At 71.1% G+C, this 16851-nt stretch carries 15 protein-coding genes and 1 pseudogene; 7 read left to right on the forward strand and 9 right to left on the reverse strand.

Going from position 1 to position 16851, the window contains the following annotated elements; genetic code table 11:
• Nucleotides 1–251: pseudogene (locus R6V09_RS25100) on the forward strand (PH domain-containing protein); the annotation flags it as partial.
• A 132-nt stretch (nucleotides 252–383) separates the two neighbouring features.
• A complete protein-coding gene (locus R6V09_RS25105; protein ID WP_317883682.1) occupies nucleotides 384–2135 on the forward strand; it encodes a hypothetical protein in 1752 nt (583 codons plus the stop codon).
• Nucleotides 2136–2222: 87 nt separating this feature from the next.
• Here the strand turns inward: R6V09_RS25105 and R6V09_RS25110 are convergent, their stop codons facing one another.
• The 3 genes from R6V09_RS25110 to R6V09_RS25120 form a co-directional block, all read right to left on the reverse strand.
• Nucleotides 2223–3854 (reverse strand): phospho-sugar mutase, encoded by a 1632-nt coding sequence (locus R6V09_RS25110; RefSeq protein WP_317883683.1) that lies wholly within the window; start codon nucleotides 3852–3854, stop codon nucleotides 2223–2225.
• A 123-nt stretch (nucleotides 3855–3977) separates the two neighbouring features.
• Nucleotides 3978–4802, reverse strand: coding sequence for a purine-nucleoside phosphorylase (locus R6V09_RS25115; protein WP_317883684.1), 825 nt, complete (start codon nucleotides 4800–4802; stop codon nucleotides 3978–3980).
• Between the two features lie 117 nt (nucleotides 4803–4919).
• The gene (locus R6V09_RS25120; protein ID WP_019066947.1) at nucleotides 4920–5357 is read right to left on the reverse strand and encodes a gamma-glutamylcyclotransferase; all 438 of its coding nucleotides are present in this window, start codon (nucleotides 5355–5357) and stop codon (nucleotides 4920–4922) included.
• Between the two features lie 332 nt (nucleotides 5358–5689).
• Between R6V09_RS25120 and R6V09_RS25125 the strand changes: the two genes are divergently transcribed.
• The gene (locus R6V09_RS25125) at nucleotides 5690–7138 is read left to right on the forward strand and encodes an NAD(P)H-quinone dehydrogenase (protein WP_262056026.1); all 1449 of its coding nucleotides are present in this window, start codon (nucleotides 5690–5692) and stop codon (nucleotides 7136–7138) included.
• Between the two features lie 164 nt (nucleotides 7139–7302).
• Nucleotides 7303–8268 (forward strand): DeoR/GlpR family DNA-binding transcription regulator, encoded by a 966-nt coding sequence (locus tag R6V09_RS25130; protein WP_317883685.1) that lies wholly within the window; start codon nucleotides 7303–7305, stop codon nucleotides 8266–8268.
• A 139-nt stretch (nucleotides 8269–8407) separates the two neighbouring features.
• Here R6V09_RS25130 and R6V09_RS25135 read toward each other — a convergent pair whose 3' ends face one another.
• Together R6V09_RS25135 and R6V09_RS25140 are read right to left on the reverse strand one after the other, a co-directional pair.
• On the reverse strand, nucleotides 8408–8983 hold the full coding sequence (locus R6V09_RS25135) for a TetR/AcrR family transcriptional regulator (RefSeq protein ID WP_317883686.1): 576 nt from the start codon (nucleotides 8981–8983) through the stop codon (nucleotides 8408–8410).
• A 101-nt stretch (nucleotides 8984–9084) separates the two neighbouring features.
• On the reverse strand, nucleotides 9085–10857 hold the full coding sequence (locus tag R6V09_RS25140; protein WP_317883687.1) for an acetyl/propionyl/methylcrotonyl-CoA carboxylase subunit alpha: 1773 nt from the start codon (nucleotides 10855–10857) through the stop codon (nucleotides 9085–9087).
• Nucleotides 10858–11209: 352 nt separating this feature from the next.
• Here R6V09_RS25140 and R6V09_RS25145 point away from each other — a divergent pair, with 352 nt between their 5' ends.
• Nucleotides 11210–11713 (forward strand): hypothetical protein, encoded by a 504-nt coding sequence (locus R6V09_RS25145; protein WP_317883688.1) that lies wholly within the window; start codon nucleotides 11210–11212, stop codon nucleotides 11711–11713.
• Nucleotides 11714–11716: 3 nt separating this feature from the next.
• Here the strand turns inward: R6V09_RS25145 and R6V09_RS25150 are convergent, their stop codons facing one another.
• From R6V09_RS25150 to R6V09_RS25165, 4 genes are all read right to left on the reverse strand, one after another.
• Nucleotides 11717–12337, reverse strand: a complete 621-nt coding sequence (locus R6V09_RS25150) for a Maf family protein (RefSeq protein ID WP_317883689.1) — start codon at nucleotides 12335–12337, stop codon at nucleotides 11717–11719.
• Between the two features lie 36 nt (nucleotides 12338–12373).
• Entirely contained in the window at nucleotides 12374–12505 is a 132-nt protein-coding gene (gene mmpB, locus R6V09_RS25155; RefSeq protein WP_317883690.1) for a morphogenic membrane protein MmpB, read from the reverse strand.
• 130 nt (nucleotides 12506–12635) lie between these two features.
• Nucleotides 12636–12842 (reverse strand): acyl-CoA carboxylase subunit epsilon, encoded by a 207-nt coding sequence (locus R6V09_RS25160; RefSeq protein WP_317883691.1) that lies wholly within the window; start codon nucleotides 12840–12842, stop codon nucleotides 12636–12638.
• Nucleotides 12843–12852: 10 nt separating this feature from the next.
• A complete protein-coding gene (locus tag R6V09_RS25165; protein ID WP_317883692.1) occupies nucleotides 12853–14457 on the reverse strand; it encodes an acyl-CoA carboxylase subunit beta in 1605 nt (534 codons plus the stop codon).
• A gap of 111 nt (nucleotides 14458–14568) precedes the next feature.
• Here R6V09_RS25165 and R6V09_RS25170 point away from each other — a divergent pair, with 111 nt between their 5' ends.
• Nucleotides 14569–15444 carry a biotin--[acetyl-CoA-carboxylase] ligase gene (locus tag R6V09_RS25170; RefSeq protein ID WP_317883693.1) on the forward strand — a complete coding sequence of 292 codons (876 nt, stop codon included), beginning with the start codon at nucleotides 14569–14571 and terminating at the stop codon, nucleotides 15442–15444.
• Nucleotides 15445–15562: 118 nt separating this feature from the next.
• Complete coding sequence (locus R6V09_RS25175; RefSeq protein WP_317883694.1) at nucleotides 15563–16717, forward strand: adenylate/guanylate cyclase domain-containing protein; 1155 nt, start codon at nucleotides 15563–15565, stop codon at nucleotides 16715–16717.
• The last annotated feature ends 134 nt before the right edge of the window (nucleotides 16718–16851 follow it).

Here is a 16851-nt window from a genome sequence, read left to right on the forward strand (position 1 = left end):
GGGCCGGGGGTTTCGGCGGCGGGTTCGGCGGGTTCGGGGGCTTCGGCGGGGGCCTGGGCGGAGGCTCCGGGGCCGGTGAGTCCACGCGGGCGGAGTCCGACCAGATCATGGGCGACCTGAACGAGCTGCTGGAGAACCGGGAGCAGGCGGAGTCGGCGCAGGGCGAGGTCACGGTGCGCTGGGCGTACGAGGTGATCGCCCCGGCGCTCGCCGGTGCCGTAGTCCTGACGATCCTGCTGGCGACGGGCTGACCGGACCACCGCCGGCTCTCACAGCTTTCCGGGTCATCATTCGACCCGAACTCGGCCGCGACGGCGGTCCCCCACCCGGAGGCGAAGCCGAGCCACGCCGACCACGCCCGTGGTCCGAGTCTCTGGGACGTCATGCGCACGAACCTCCGGGAGCCGCTACGGCGGCTGCCCGCCTCCGCGATACCCGACGGCTGTGTTTCCTGGCGTGGGGAGCACCCGCGCCGTTGGACGCGGGCGTTGCCGCCGCACCGGATGTCGGTGCGGTTGCGGCTGATGCACGTGAAGCTCGCGGTGCTGTGCGGCTGGCTGTCGGCGGCGGCACTGCTGTACTACGGCGGTCTGCCCCCGTATCTGGCGGCGGTGCTGCCGCTCCAGGTGATCTGGGTGCTATGGCGGCCCGAGATCGTCCGGTACTCGGCGACGGTCCTGTTCATCGCGGTGGTCGGGTACGCGTCGTGGTCGCCGCACGCGTCCTGGTGGGTGCTCGGCGGTGTCGTCCTGCCGGCGCTGGTGCTCTCCGTGCCGCCCGCCGAATACCGGGCACGCGCGCGTGAACGACAGCGGGAGGCGGCCCTCGCCGCGTCCGAGGGCATCACGGCCCGTCTCCCCGACGCCGACAGGCCCGTCCGCCGCGGCCGTTTCCTCATCCGCGCCGGAGCACTCCTCCTCGTACCCGGCGCCGTACTGACCGCCCTGGCGCCCCTCGTCCCCTACGCCGAGAACCAGCGGGCCGCCACGATGACCGGCGTCCACGTGATCGGACTCGGCCTCACCGTCCTGCTGTCCGGCGCGCTGGGCCGACAGCGGGCCCGCGCGCTGCGGCAGACTCCGGCCCCCGTCCTGCGCGTACTGGTCCGGGAGACCGTACACGGCGACACGGAGGTCCTCGCCGCCGACGACACGGCCGCCCTACGGCCCTTGTTCCGGGTCGCAGTCTCGGAACCGGAGGACATCGCCGACCACACCGACAAGGACCCAGAGAGCCCGGAGAGCCCGGAGGATTCCGTCGACGCGCTCGACGCGCTCGACGATGTCGACGACGCAGACGACCTCCTCGACGCACTCGATGATGCCCTCGACGGTGGTCCCGCTGCCAAGCGGTCCGGCCCCCTGCGCGAGGCGGTCCTCTACGGCACACCCTTCGACGGCGCCGAGATCCTGCTCGTCAGCGCGGCCCCGAAGCCGGGTCGGCCGCCGCTGACGCAGTGGTCGACGGGCCCCGTACGTCCGCTGTCGGAGTCCGGGGTGCGGCGGCGGCTCGTGCGGGAGAAGCGGGAGGCCGTCCGGGCGGCCCGGAACGACGCGCGGCACGAGGAACTGGTCGCGGCCGTGCGGGCGGAGAGCGCCGGGCCCGTGCCGGTACGGCGCTGGCGGGCGGGTCCGGTGGACTGGCTGGCGACCTTCCTGATGGCCCAATGCGCCGTCTGGCTGTACTGGATCGCGACCGACGAGAGCCTCTGGCATCGCGCCCTGCTGCTCGTCATCGGTCTGAGGGGCGCCACCCGGATCCCCGTGAAGCTGTCCTGGCGTATCACCGCCGACCGCACCGGCATCTGGCTGAAGGGTCTGCTCCGGCCGCGGCACATCCCCTGGGACGACCTCCGCTCGGCCCGCCGGGAGGGGTTCGACCTGAAGCTGCGATGGCGCGGTGGCGATTGCTGGGTGGTCGCCGCTCCGCACTCGGCCCGACTGCAACGCGCACGCGGCCTCACCCACCCCTACGACGCCCTGGCCGCCGAACTCTCCGCGATGATCGCCGATCCCGCCCTGCGGCCCACCGGTGAGAGCGGGGAGAAGGAGCGCGGGCGCCCGCTGTGGCCGTATGCCGCGCTGCTCACGGTCGTGTGGGTGGCGCTGGTGGCCATCCGTCAGGGCTGGCTGTAGGTCCTGTGGCGCGGCAGACCCGAAGACGGGGTGTCCCGGACTGGGACACCCCGTCTTCGGGTGAACGGCTGGACTGCGGGTGACGGCTCAGATACCGGCCGCCGCCGACAGGTCCAGCTTGATCGTCGCCAGCGTCTCGGCCGCCCGTGCGCGGGCCGCCGGGAGGTCGGAGTGCGCGGTCACGGGGACCACGACCTCCAGGTAGCACTTCAGTTTGGGCTCGGTGCCGCTGGGCCGGACGATGACGCGGGCACCATCGAGCGTGTAGCGCAGCCCGTCCGTGGGCGGCAGCTTGTCGGTCCCCTCGGTCAGGTCCTCGGCCTTGGTGACGGACAGGCCCGCGAGCTCGGTCGGCGGCTGCTCGCGCAACCGCCGCATGGCGTCCGCGATGACGGTCAAGTCCTCGACGCGCACGGAGAGTTGGTCGGTGGCGTGCAGACCGTGCTCCACGGCGAGATCGTCGAGGAGGTCCAGCAGATCGCGGCCCTCCTCCTTCAGCTCGGACGCCAGCTCGGTGATGAGCAGGGCGGCGGTGATGCCGTCCTTGTCGCGCACACCGTCGGGGTCGACGCAGTAGCCGAGGGCTTCCTCATAGCCGTAGCGAAGACCGTCGACCCGGGCGATCCACTTGAAGCCGGTGAGGGTCTCCTCGTAGGGCAGGCCCGCCTTCTCGGCGATACGGCCGAGGAGGGACGAGGAGACGATCGACTCGGCGAAGGTGCCCCGGGCGCCGCGCCGCACGAGGTGCGCGGCGAGCAGGGAGCCGACCTCGTCGCCGCGCAGCATGCGCCAGTCGCCGCCGGCTTTCACCGCCACGGCGCAGCGGTCGGCGTCCGGGTCGTTGGCGATGATCAGATCGGGGTCGGTGGCGCGGGCCCGGGCGAAGGAGAGGTCCATCGCGCCCGGCTCCTCCGGGTTGGGGAACGCGACGGTCGGGAAGTCCGGGTCGGGCTCGGCCTGTTCGGCGACGAGCACCGGCTCCGGGAACCCGGCACGGGCGAACGCGGCCAGCAGGACGTCCTTGCCGACGCCGTGCATCGCCGTGTAGACGGTGCGGGCGGTACGGGGGGAGCCGGGGGCGAGGACGGCGTCGGTGCGGGCGAGATAGGCGTCGAGGACGCTGTCGTCGAGGGTCTCCCACCCTTCCGTCGGCCGGGCCACGTCGTGAAGTGAGCCGATCGCCTCGATCTCGGCGGCGATCTCCGCGTCGGCCGGGGGCACGATCTGGGAGCCGTCGCCGAGGTAGACCTTGTAGCCGTTGTCCCGCGGCGGGTTGTGGCTGGCGGTGACCTCCACGCCCGCGATCGCGCCCAAGTGCCGTATGGCGAAGGCGAGTACGGGGGTGGGGAGCGGGCGGGGCAGTACGGCCGCCCGGAGTCCCGCGCCGGTCATCACGGCGGCGGTGTCGCGGGCGAAGTCCGCGGACTTGTGCCGGGCGTCGTAGCCGATGACGACGACTCCGTCGGTGTGGCCGTTGTGCTTGAGGTACGCGGCGAGTCCGGCGGCGGCGCGGATGACGACGGCGCGATTCATCCGCATGGGCCCGGCACCGAGTTCGCCGCGGAGGCCGGCGGTGCCGAACTGGAGGGTGCCGCGGAAGCGCTCCGCGAGCTCCGTGACGTCCCCGGCGTCGATGAGCTTGGCGAGCTCGTCGCGCGTTTCCGCGTCGGGGTCCTCGGCGAGCCAAGCCTTGGCGCGGGCGATGAGTTCGTCGTGCACGTCCTGGTCAACCTCTCGTCGTCTCGTGGTGCGGGTACCCGGGGGCTGCGCCCCCAGACCCCTCTTCGGCCCCAGAGGGGGCCCAACGGGCTGGACAGTGCCGGCCGGCGCCGACAGGCGTGCCTACAGCCTGCCCAGCACCTGAGCCAGCAGCGACCCCATCTGCGTAGCGGAGTCCCGGCCCGCCTGTAGAACTTCCTCGTGGTTCAACGGTTCCCCCGTCATCCCCGCGGCGAGGTTCGTCACCAGGGAGATACCCAGCACCTCGGCACCCGCCTCACGCGCCGCGATCGCTTCCAGCACCGTCGACATGCCCACCAGGTCCGCCCCGATCACCCGGGCCATGCGGATCTCGGCCGGAGTCTCGTAGTGCGGACCGGGGAACTGGGCGTAGACACCCTCCTCCAGACCGGGGTCGATCTCCTTGCAGAGCGCGCGCAGCCGGGGCGAGTACAGGTCCGTCAGGTCGACGAAGTTCGCGCCGATGATCGGGGAGGCCGCCGTGAGGTTGATGTGGTCGCTGATCAGGACCGGCTGGCCGGGGCGCATGCCCTCACGCAGCCCGCCGCAGCCGTTGGTCAGGACGATGGTCTTGCAGCCGGCGGCGACGGCGGTACGGACCCCGTGCGCGACGGCGGCGACACCGCGCCCCTCGTAGTAGTGGGTACGCCCGAGGAAGACCAGCGCGCGCTTGTCACCGATCGCGTACGAGCGGACCCTGCCCCCGTGCCCCTCGACGGCCGGCGGCGGGAAACCGGGCAGCTCGGTGACGGGGAAGTCGGCCTCGGAAACGCCGAGTGCGTCGACGGCCGGCCCCCAGCCGGAGCCCATCACAAGAGCGACGTCGTGGGTCTCGGCGCCCGTCAGTTCGCGCAGGCGCGTGGCGGCGGCGTCAGCGGCGGCGTGGGGGTCGCCCTGGATGTCGTCCGGAAGAAGAGATGCGTTCACGCGGTTGAGGGTAGCTGGTCTGGGCCTACGCGCGTAGATGACAGAGCTCACGGGACTGCGATCGTTGTCTTGTCGTTTCCAACGAGACCTGTGACGGGCGTTATGTGTGGGAACCCCTCAGCAGGGGCGCTTCCGCAGCTCCATCACATAGTCGTGCGGCGCACCCGCCGACTCCGCGGCGTCGGCGAGTTCACCGAGATACCGCGCCGACGGCAGCCCACCCTCATACCCGTTGAGGACGTACACCCAGGCGGGTTCCTCGCCGTCCAGGGTGTGCACCCGGACCCGCATCCGGCGGTAGACGTCGAGGCCGACGCCCTCCCAGCGGTCCATGGAGTCCTCGTCGGGCGGGGCGATCTCGTACAGCGCGACGAAGACCTGGGAGCGCGGCGCCTCCACGATCGTCGCGAGCGCGCCCTCCCAGCCCATGTGCTCACCGCCGAAGGTCAGCCGCCACCCGTTCAGCCAGCCCGTGGCGCGCAACGGCGAGTGCGGAGCGCGGCGGGTCATCAGCCGCGCGTCGAGATTGCCGGCGTACGCGGCGTAGAGCGACATGGTTCGAGAGTACGGCAGCGGACACACCCGCCACTCCCGTAACCGTCGGTACCCAGGGCCACCGAGGCACCCGGCAACGCCGAGGCCCCCTGAGTATTCGGAACGGCGGCGCACCGCGAGGCCCGCCACCCGCGTACGGCGCGAAGGTGCCGTGTCGGGGGGTGTCCGCCCGCAGCGGTTGGCGCGTCAACACCCTTGCTCTCTCGACCGACCGATTCCGCGCCGTTCCGAGGACGGACACCCCCCGACGCGGCACCGACCCACCACGAACAACAGGCGAACCACCCACCGCGCCCGCACCCGGGCGGAAGCATCTTGAAGCGTGCGGGACAATGGGGTACGTGACTCGGATCGTGATCATCGGTGGCGGACCCGGCGGCTATGAAGCGGCGCTGGTGGCAGCGCAGCTCGGCGCGGAGGTGACCGTCGTCGACTGCGACGGTCTGGGCGGGGCGTCGGTGCTGACCGACTGCGTGCCGTCGAAGACCCTTATCGCGACGGCGGAGGTGATGACCACCTTCGACTCGTCGTACGAGGAACTGGGCATCATCGTCGCCGACGACACCCCACCGCTGGAACAGGCGGCGAGGGTCGTCGGCGTGGACCTCGGCAAGGTCAACCGCCGTGTGAAGCGCCTCGCGCTCGCCCAGTCGCACGACATCACCGCGTCCGTGACCCGGGCCGGCGCCCGCGTGATGCGCGGCCGGGGCCGGCTCGACGGCATGCAGGCGATCGACGGTTCCCGCAAGGTGATCGTGAAGGCGGCCGACGGCACCGAGGAGACCCTCGTCGCCGACGCCGTCCTCATCGCGACCGGCGGTCACCCCCGCGAGCTGGACGACGCCCGCCCCGACGGCGAGCGCATCCTGAACTGGACCCAGGTCTACGACCTCACCGAACTCCCCGAAGAACTGATCGTGGTCGGCTCCGGTGTCACCGGCGCCGAGTTCGCCGGCGCCTACCAGGCCCTCGGCTCCAAGGTCACCCTGGTCTCCTCCCGCGACCGCGTCCTCCCCGGCGAGGACCCGGACGCCGCCGCCGTCCTGGAGGACGTGTTCCGGCGCCGCGGCATGAACGTCATGGCCCGCTCCCGCGCCCAGTCCGCCAAGCGCGTCGGCGACAAGGTCGAGGTAGTCCTCGCCGACGGCCGCGTCATTACCGGCTCCCACTGCCTCATGGCCGTCGGCGCCATCCCGAACTCCGCGGGCATGGGCCTTGAGGAAGCGGGCGTCAGGCTGCGCGACTCGGGCCACATCTGGACCGACAAGGTCTCGCGGACGACCGCTCCCGGCGTATACGCGGCCGGTGACGTGACCGGCATCTTCGCGCTCGCCTCGGTGGCCGCGATGCAGGGCCGTATCGCGATGTACCACTTCCTGGGCGACGCGGTGGCTCCGCTCAACCTGAAGACGGTTTCCTCGAACGTCTTCACCGACCCCGAGATCGCCACGGTCGGCTACAGCCAGGCCGACGTCGACGGCGGCAAGATCGACGCCCGCGTCGTCAAGCTCCCTCTCCTCCGCAACCCGCGCGCGAAGATGCAGGGCATCCGGGACGGCTTCGTCAAGATCTTCTGCCGCCCGGGCACCGGAATCATCGTCGGCGGTGTGGTCGTCGCGCCCCGCGCCTCGGAACTGATCCACCCCATCTCGATCGCCGTCGACAACAATCTGACGGTCGAACAGATCGCGAACGCCTTCACCGTGTACCCGTCCCTTTCGGGCTCGATCGCCGAGGTGGCCCGACAGCTGCACACCCGCAAGGCGACCGGCGAAGTCTGAGGCCGCACCGACTCCCCGCTGGTCACGGGGAGTTGCCGCCCATTCGTGCGGCATAGGCGCAGGGACTAACCCCTATACCACTTCTCGCCCCCCTGTGCGAACAACTTCTGCTATTCACCGCAAACAGCTGAAAGCAGACGGTCGTTGGGGTTACTGTCAGTTTCGTGTTCGCTGCAGAACGTCGCCAATTGATCCTCGAAATGGTGCGAGCGAATGGGGCCGTATCGCTCCGTGAGCTCGCCCGCGTCGTCCAGACCTCCGAAGTGACCGTACGGCGGGACGTGCGCGCACTGGAGGCAGAAGGACTCCTCGACCGCCGGCACGGCGGTGCGGTATTGCCGGGCGGGTTCACGCGGGAGTCCGGCTTTCCGCAGAAATCGCATCTCGCGACCGCCGAGAAGACGGCAATCGCCGATCTCGCCGCGAGCTTCGTCGAAGAGGGCGAAGCCATCGTGGTGGGGGCGGGTACCACCACCCAGGAACTGGCCCGCCGGCTCGCCCGGGTACCCGGGCTGACCGTAGTCACCAACTCCCTTCTGGTGGCCCAGGCGTTGGCCCATGCCAACCGCGTGGAGGTCGTGATGACCGGCGGCACCCTGCGCGGTTCCAACTACGCGCTGGTGGGCAGCGGGGCCGAGCAGTCCCTCCAGGGGCTGCGCGTCTCCCGGGCCTTCCTCTCCGGAAGCGGGCTCACCGCCGAGCGCGGACTCTCCACGTCCAACATGCTGTCGGCGTCCGTCGACCGGGCCCTCGTGCAGGCGGCGGCCGAGGTCGTCGTCCTCGCCGACCACACCAAGCTCGGTACGGACACCATGTTCCAGACCGTGCCCACGGACGTGATCACCCGCCTCGTCACCGACGAGCCCCCGGGCCACGACGACCGCGCGGCCACGGAGTTGCAGGCGCTGGCCGATCAGGGGGTGCAGATCGCCGTGGCCGGCGCGGCGGGAGGCCAGGGGGGTGATCAGGCCCCGGCGCGGGAACAACGACGCCGGGACGTGCCCCTTCCGGCTCCGCGGCGGGGTCAAGTACCGGGCGGGGGACCGGGGTTGAGGGCAGCGGGCGTGCTGGGCGGGGAGTCTCCTGAGCGGGAGCGGGCAGCTAGGGTGGCGGATTTGCGCAGGCGTTGATCGGTGCGCAATTCGGCTGCGGCGCCGTCGTGGCTGGTCGCGCAGTTCCCCGCGCCCCTTAAAAGCGGCTCAGCTGGTCCGACCTTTTAGGGGCGCGGGGAACTGCGCGACCAGCCCCCACCGGCCCGCAGACGAAGTGCTACGGCTTCAACCCGCGCAAGGTCAACGTCAGCAACCGGTCAGCCAGTTCAGGATCCCCAGGGTTCCCCTCGGCCGCCAACGCGATCGCATGGGTCAGCTGAAGCAGGTCGCCGATCTCGACGTCACCGCGCACGTCACCGGCGTCCTGCGCTCGGCAGAGCAACGCACCCCCCGCCTCCCGGATGGGCGCACTGCACCGGGCCAGAGCAGACGTCTCGTCCTGGCCCACCGCCATCAGGGCCCGCGCCAGCCCCCGGTACTCGCTCGCGTGGGCCACCATCTCGCGCAGCCAGGTCACCAGGGCCGCACACGGCTGCGGCGCGGAGAGCAACTCGCGGGAGCGGGCCAGGAGTTCACCCACCGCGTCCTCGAACACCGCGCTCATCAGGGCCTGTCGATTCGGGAAGTGGCGATACAGCGTGCCGATGCCGACACCCGCGCGCCGGGCCACGTCCTCCAGGGACGCGTCCGTGCCGTGCGCGGCGAAGGACACCCGGGCCTCGTCGAGCAGCCGCTCGTAGTTGCGGCGGGCGTCGGCACGCAGCCCCGCCGGCGGCCTGGCTGTGTCGGCCATGGGTCCCACCTGCCCTCCTAGGCACTGTCCCGTCACATTACAGAGGTGCCCGGCGGACAGGCTGTTCCTGTCGGCCGGGCACCTCCGGACGTACTGCCGGGTCAGTCCTTGATCTCGCAGATCGCCGCGCCGGACGTGATGGACGCACCGACCTCCGCGCCAAGTCCCTTGATGGTGCCGGACTTGTGCGCGTTCAGCGGCTGTTCCATCTTCATCGCTTCGAGTACGACGATGAGGTCGCCCTCCTTGACCTCCTGGCCCTCCTCGACCGCGACCTTGACGATCGTGCCCTGCATCGGCGAGGCGAGGGTGTCGCCGGAGGCGACGGGGCCGGACTTCCTGGCCGCGCGGCGCTTGGGCTTGGCCCCGGCGGCGAGACCGGTGCGGGCCAGCGACATGCCGAGCGAGACCGGGAGGGAGACCTCCAGGCGCTTGCCGCCGACCTCGACGACGATCGTCTCGCGGTCCGCGTCATCGTCCGCCTCGGCGTCCGTGGGCGCCGCGAAGGGCTTGATGTCGTTGGCGAACTCGGTCTCGATCCAGCGGGTGTGGACCGTGAACGGCTCGTCGGAGCCGGTGAGTTCGGGGGCGAACGCGGGGTCGGTGACGACCGCGCGGTGGAACGGGATGGCCGTCGCCATGCCCTCGACCCGGAACTCCTCCAGCGCCCGCGCCGCACGCTGCAGCGCCTGCTCACGACTCGCGCCGGTGACGATCAGCTTGGCGAGCAGCGAGTCCCACGCCGGGCCGATGACACTGCCCGTCTCGACACCGGCGTCCAGCCGGACCCCCGGGCCCGACGGCGGCGCGAACGTGGTGACCGTGCCGGGCGCGGGCAGGAAACCACGGCCCGGGTCCTCCCCGTTGATGCGGAACTCGAAGGAATGCCCGCGCAGTTCGGGATCGCCGTAGCCGAGTTCCTCGCCGTCGGCGATCCGGAACATCTCCCGCACCAGGTCGATGCCGGCGACCTCCTCGGTCACCGGATGCTCCACCTGGAGACGGGTGTTGACCTCCAGGAAGGAGATCGTGCCGTCCTGCCCGACCAGGAACTCAACCGTCCCGGCCCCGACATAGCCCGCCTCCTTGAGGATGGCCTTCGACGACGCGTACAGCTCGGCGACCTGGGCGTCGGAGAGGAACGGCGCGGGCGCCTCCTCGACGAGCTTCTGGTGGCGGCGCTGCAGCGAGCAGTCACGCGTGGAGACGACGACCACGTTGCCGTGGGTGTCGGCCAGGCACTGGGTCTCCACGTGCCGCGGCTTGTCCAGATAGCGCTCCACGAAGCACTCACCGCGCCCGAAGGCGGCGACCGCCTCACGCACCGCGGACTCGTACAGCTCGGGAACCTCCTCCAGCGTCCGGGCCACCTTCAGACCACGACCACCGCCACCGAACGCGGCCTTGATCGCGATCGGCAGCCCGTGCTCCTCGGCGAACGCGACGACCTCCTCCGCACCGGAGACGGGGTCCGGGGTGCCGGCCACCAGCGGGGCACCGGCACGCTGGGCGATGTGCCGGGCGGCGACCTTGTCACCGAGATCCCGGATCGCCTGCGGCGGCGGACCGATCCACACCAGACCCGCGTCGAGGACCGCCTGGGCGAACTCGGCGTTCTCCGACAGGAAGCCGTAGCCCGGGTGGACGGCGTCGGCACCGGACTCACGGGCCGCGTTCAGGACCTTGCCCATGTCCAGGTAACTGCTCGCCGGTGTGTCACCGCCCAGGGCGAACGCCTCATCCGCGGCGCGGACATGCAGAGCGTCCCGGTCCGGGTCGGCGTACACGGCCACGCTCGCGATCCCGGCATCCCGGCAGGCCCGGGCAACGCGGACAGCGATTTCGCCACGATTGGCGATGAGCACCTTGCGCACGATTGAGGCTCCCTCCTTGAAACAAGCCGAGTTTAGGGACTGCCGACACGACGCATCGACCCGTCCCCAGTGGTGAGCTTGCCCACACGGAGCGTGATGCGAGGCCCGCTCGACCCGCGAAATCCCTTGTCGCACCTCGGTACGCAGGACTCCTCCGGAAAACCCTAGCCCTCCGGTGTGGTCAAGGTCTCTGTGAGAGCGTGCCGCGCGCCACGCCGTTTCTTTGTGGAGTCCCTACGAATGGTCCAATGATTCTTTGCCCCCGGCACAACCCTTGTCCCGCGGTTTACCCGTTAGTAGCGTTCGGGATGTCTCGAACGGAAGTGGGTGGGGGCCGGTGGTGCGCAGACCGGTGGCATGGATCTTGGCGGTCGTTCTCTTCGTGGAGGCCTTCGGCGTCGCCGGGCTGAACTGGTTCCTGGGGATCGTCGCCGACCGCCAGAACATGTCTCTGGCCGGTATCGACCCCGACGCGATGTCCGTGTCCTCGAAGATCGGCGGAGTCGTCTTCGGCCTCTACTTCCTCCTGTGCGCCCTGGTCGCCCTGCTGGTCGCGGTACGCGACCGGGCCCCGGCCGGCCTCGGCCGCATCCTGCTGATCAGCGTGGCCGTGGTGCACGGACTGCTGGGCGCGTTCGCGTGGGCCATGGTGCTGAACAAGGTCGCGTTCGTGTTCATGGTGGTGGTGCTCGGCCTCGTCATCCTGCTCCTGATGACCTACGACCGCCTCCCGGGCCCCTCGGACGCGGCCCCGGCACAGGACGGCCCCAAGGACCCCACAGGCCCGAAGGATCCCGAGCAGCCCGACAAGGACCCGGCGCCGATCGCCCCGCCGCCGGCCCCCAGTCCCTCCTGATCGCTATTTGTCTCGCGGGGTCCACAACTCCGTGATCCCGACGCCCAGTTCGGCCAGCAGGCGGCGAACGAGCGGCAGGCTGATGCCGATCACGTTGCCGTGGTCGCCGTCGATGCCCTCGACGAACGGCGCCGAACGGCCGTCGAGGGTGAACGCCCCGGCGACGTAAAGGGGTTCGCCCGAGGCGACGTACGCCGCGATCTCGGCGTCGGTCGGCTCACCGAAGCGGACGACAGTGGACGCGGTCGCCGAGACGTACCGGCCGCTCGTCGTGTCGTAGACGCAGTGGCCGGTCTGGAGTGTGCCCGCCCGGCCGCGCATCGACTTCCAGCGGGCGGTGGCCTCCTCGGCGTCGGCGGGCTTGCCGAGGGCCTCGCCGTCCAGGTCGAGCACCGAGTCGCAGCCGATCACCAACGCGCCCTTGACCTCGGGCTTCGCGGCGACGACGGAGGCCTTCGCCTCGGCGAGGGCGAGGGCCAGGTCGGCCGGGGTGGGGGCGCTGACGGCGTCCTCGTCCACCCCGCTCACGATCACCTCGGGATCGAGCCCGGCCTGCCGCAGCAGGCCCAGCCGGGCGGGGGACTGGGAGGCGAGCACGAGTCGGCGGCGCGGCTGATCTGTCATACGGCCAGGGTATCGGCGGCGCCCCGGCCGCTCGCCTCAGCCCGACAGTCCGAGCACGATCATGGCCAGCACCATCGCGAGTGCCATGATGACCCCGAGCCGCCGCAACATGAGCTGCGTCTCCCGCAGCTCATCCGGCGGCTCGTTCTTGGGGTCGGACCAGAGCATGTCACTAGCGTGCGGCTTGGCGGGGGGCGGCGCCTGAGTACGGGTACTTAAATTGGTGCCCGGAATTGTGCCGCTGTGCGCCCACGCGGCGGAGCCGCATATTGGCACAGCCCCGCGCCCCTTAATGTGCCTAGCCGGGCCAGAATGTGCGGGTCCATGCACTCGGGCTCGGGTGGGGCAGCCTCGCGCTCGCGATTCGGGACGGGTCCGACCACGCGTCGCGTTGGCTCGGTGCGCCGGGCGGTGTTGTTGCCGCCGCGGCGCGGGCCCTTACTACCGCCAGGGCGGCGGCCAGCTCCTCGGGGGTCGGGTTGCCCCGTACGACCTTGATCGTCACAACGGCTCCTCTACAGGGGGATGTTGCCGTGCTTCTTCGGGGGCAGGGACTCGCGCTTGGTGCGGAGCTGGCGCAGGCCCCGTACGACGTGGCGGCGGGTGTCGGAGGGGAGGACCACGGCGTCGATGTAGCCGCGCTCGGCCGCGATGTAGGGGTTGAGGAGGGTGTCCTCGTACTCCTGGATGAGGCGGGCGCGCACCGCGTCCAGGTCCTCACCGGCCGCCTCCGCCTCGGCGAGTGTGCGCCGGTGCAGGATGTTGACCGCGCCCTGGGCGCCCATGACGGCGATCTGGGCGGTCGGCCAGGCGAGGTTGAGGTCGGCGCCCAGGTGCTTGGAGCCCATGACGTCGTAGGCGCCGCCGAAGGCCTTGCGGGTGATGACCGTGATGAGGGGGACTGTCGCTTCCGCGTACGCGTAGATCAGCTTCGCGCCCCTGCGGATGATGCCGTAGTGCTCCTGGTCGACGCCCGGCAGGAAGCCGGGGACGTCCACGAAGGTGAGGACCGGGACATTGAACGCGTCGCAGGTGCGGACGAAGCGCGCCGCCTTCTCGGACGCGTCGATGTCCAGGCAGCCCGCGAACTGCATGGGCTGATTGGCTACGACGCCGACCGGGCGGCCCTCGACCCGGCCGAAGCCGGTGAGGATGTTCGGCGCGAACAGTGGCTGTGTCTCGAAGAACTCGGCGTCGTCCAGGACGTGTTCGATCACCGTGTGCATGTCGTACGGCTGGTTCGCGCTGTCCGGGACCAGGGTGTCCAGCTCGCGGTCCTCGTCCGTGACGGCGAGGTCCGCCTCCTCGGGGAACGCCGGGGGTTCGCTGAGGTTGTTGGACGGGAGGTAGGAGAGGAGCTGCTTGACGTACTCGATCGCGTCCTTCTCGTCGCCCGCCATGTGATGGGCCACGCCCGAGACCGAGTTGTGGGTGCGCGCGCCGCCCAGCTCCTCGAAGCCCACGTCCTCACCCGTGACCGTCTTGATGACGTCCGGGCCGGTGATGAACATGTGCGAGGTCTGGTCGACCATCACGGTGAAGTCGGTGATCGCGGGGGAGTACACCGCTCCGCCCGCGCACGGGCCGACGACCAGGCTGATCTGCGGGATCACCCCGCTCGCATGGGTGTTGCGGCGGAAGATCTCGCCGTACGCGCCCAGCGAGGCCACGCCCTCCTGGATGCGGGCGCCGCCGGAGTCGTTGATGCCGATGACCGGGCAACCGGTCTTCAGCGCGAAGTCCATCACCTTGACGATCTTCTGGCCGTAGACCTCGCCCAGGGCGCCGCCGAAGACCGTGAAGTCCTGCGAGAACACGGCGATGGGGCGGCCGTCGACCGTGCCGTAGCCGGAGACGACACCGTCGCCGTAGGGGCGGTTCTTCTCCAGGCCGAAGTCCGTGGACCGGTGCCGGGTGAACTCGTCGAACTCGACGAAGGAGTCCTCGTCCAGGAGCAGGTCGATCCGCTCACGGGCCGTCAACTTGCCCTTGGCGTGCTGTTTTTCGACCGCGCGTTCCGAGCCCGCGTGCGTCGCCTCCTGGGTGCGGCGCCGAAGATCCGCGATCTTCCCGGCGGTGGTGTGGATGTCGATCTCTTGAGGCGCTTCCGGCTCGGACATCGGGATTACGGCTCCCTGCCTGCTCAAAAGGGGGGTCGGTTACTCATTCGTAGAGTAGTGGCGGGCCTACCGATCGGCAGTGCGGCGTACAACACACCTAGGGTGGCTTGCATGACGCCGCGAGATGCCTCAGACGAGAACAGCAGCCGTTGGTCCGATCTGGACCGTCCACCGCTCAACGGCGCCGCGCTGCGCAAGGGCCTGGTGCGGGACGGCGGCCACGCGGGCCTCTACTGCGACATCGAGGTCGTGCAGCGCACCGGGTCCACCAACGCCGACCTCGTCGCCCGGGCACTCGCGGGGGACGCCGACGAGGGCGCCGTGCTCGTCGCCGAGGAACAGACCGCCGGGCGCGGGCGCCTCGACCGGCAGTGGACGGCACCGGCCCGCTCCGGGCTCTTCTTCTCCGTCCTCCTGAAGCCGGGCGACGTCCCCGTGTCCCGCTGGGGCTGGCTCCCGCTGCTCACCGGTGTCGCCGTCGCGACCGGCCTGTCCCGGTCGGCCGGCGTCGACACGGCACTCAAGTGGCCCAACGACCTGCTGGTGACTGTCGGCGGCGAGGAACGCAAGGCCGGCGGCATCCTCGCCGAGCGCGCCGGGGACGACGCCGTGGTCGTCGGCGTCGGCATCAACGTCACCCTGCGCGAGGACGAACTCCCTGTGCCCCAGGCGGCCTCCCTGGCCCTGGCCGGGGCCGTCACCACGGACCGGGACCCGCTGCTGCGGGCGGTCCTGCGCTCCCTGGAGCACTGGTACGACAAGTGGCGCGCGGCGGGCGGCGACCCGGTGGAGAGCGGCCTCCAGGAGACCTACGCGGCCGGCTGCGCCACGCTCGGCCGGGTCGTACGGGCCGAACTGCCCGGGGACCGGTCGATCACCGGGGAGGCCGTCGCGATCGACGGCGACGGGCGACTCGTACTGGCCACGGAGGACGGCGTGCAGGAGCCCGTGGGGGCGGGCGACATCGTGCACCTGCGCCCCGCGTGACCCCGACCGCCCTTGTGGCCACGATGTCCGTGTGACTCACGGAGTGAGCTGGCCCACACCTGCCGTAGCATTGGGCCCGGTCGATACCTGACCGTGGCAGATCGGAAGGGCAGCAGGCGTGACCGTCGACGACACGGGCTCCGGCGCGGACGCGGACGGCCGGGTGGACCCCGATGCCGCCGACGGCCGGGTCGACCCCTATGCCGCCGAGCCCGGCGAAGACCCCCTCGCGCTGCGCCTCGAAGGGCTCATCCTGGGCGCGGAGCGCCGCTACACCCCCTTCCAGGCGGCCCGTACCGCCGGTGTCTCCATGGAGCTGGCCACCCGTTTCTGGCGGGCCATGGGCTTCGCCGACGTCGGACAGGCCAAGGCGTTCACGGAGGCGGACGTCCTCGCGCTGCGCCGCCTCGCCGGTCTTGTCGAGGCGGGGCTGCTGAGCGAGGCGATGGCCGTGCAGGTGGCCCGCTCCACCGGGCAGACCACCGCCCGGCTGGCCGGCTGGCAGATGGACTCGTTCCTGGAGGGCCTGACCGAACCGCCCGAGCCCGGCATGTCGCGCACCGAGGTGACGTACCCGATCATCGAGCTGTTGCTGCCCGAGCTGGAGGAGTTCCTCGTCTACGTCTGGCGGCGCCAGCTCGCCGCCTCGGCCGGCCGGGTCGTCCAGGCCAGTGACGACGAGGAGATGGTCGACCGGCGCCTCGCCGTGGGCTTCGCCGACCTGGTCGGCTTCACGCGGCTGACCCGCCGTATGGAGGAGGAGGAACTCGGCGAGCTCGTCGAGGCCTTCGAGACCACCGCCGCCGACCTGGTGGCCGCGCGCGGTGGCCGGCTCATCAAGACCCTCGGCGACGAAGTCCTCTTCTCCGCCGACGACGCCGGGGTCGCCGCCGAGATCGCGCTGCGCCTGATCGAGACCATGGCCCACGACGAGACCATGCCCGAACTCCGCGTCGGCATCGCCTTCGGCACGGTCACGACCCGCATGGGCGATGTCTTCGGCACGACCGTCAATCTCGCCTCCCGGCTCACCTCGATAGCTCCCCGCGACGCCGTCCTCGTGGACAGCGCCTTCGCCGAGGAACTCATCCGCAGCGGCGAGGCCCCCGCCTCCGAGGCGGAGGCCGCCGAGGCCGCGGCCACCGCCGAGAAGGAGGGCGAGGAGCCCCCGACGTACCGCTTCGCGCTCCAGCCGATGTGGCAGCGCCCGGTGCGTGGCCTCGGCGTGGTCGAACCCTGGCTGCTCACCCGCCGGGACTCGACCCCGGCGTAGCCGTCAGCCGTGCCCGTGCTGGACCAGCGGGTCCACGCAGAGCCCGATGATCGGCACGCACAGGTTCGGCCGACTCGGCGCGGGGGCAGGGGAGTTGGCGGTCCGGCTCGGGGTCGGGGTGGGTGCCGGCTGCG

The organism is Streptomyces sp. W16 (genome assembly GCF_033194735.1).
Lineage (GTDB): Bacteria > Actinomycetota > Actinomycetes > Streptomycetales > Streptomycetaceae > Streptomyces.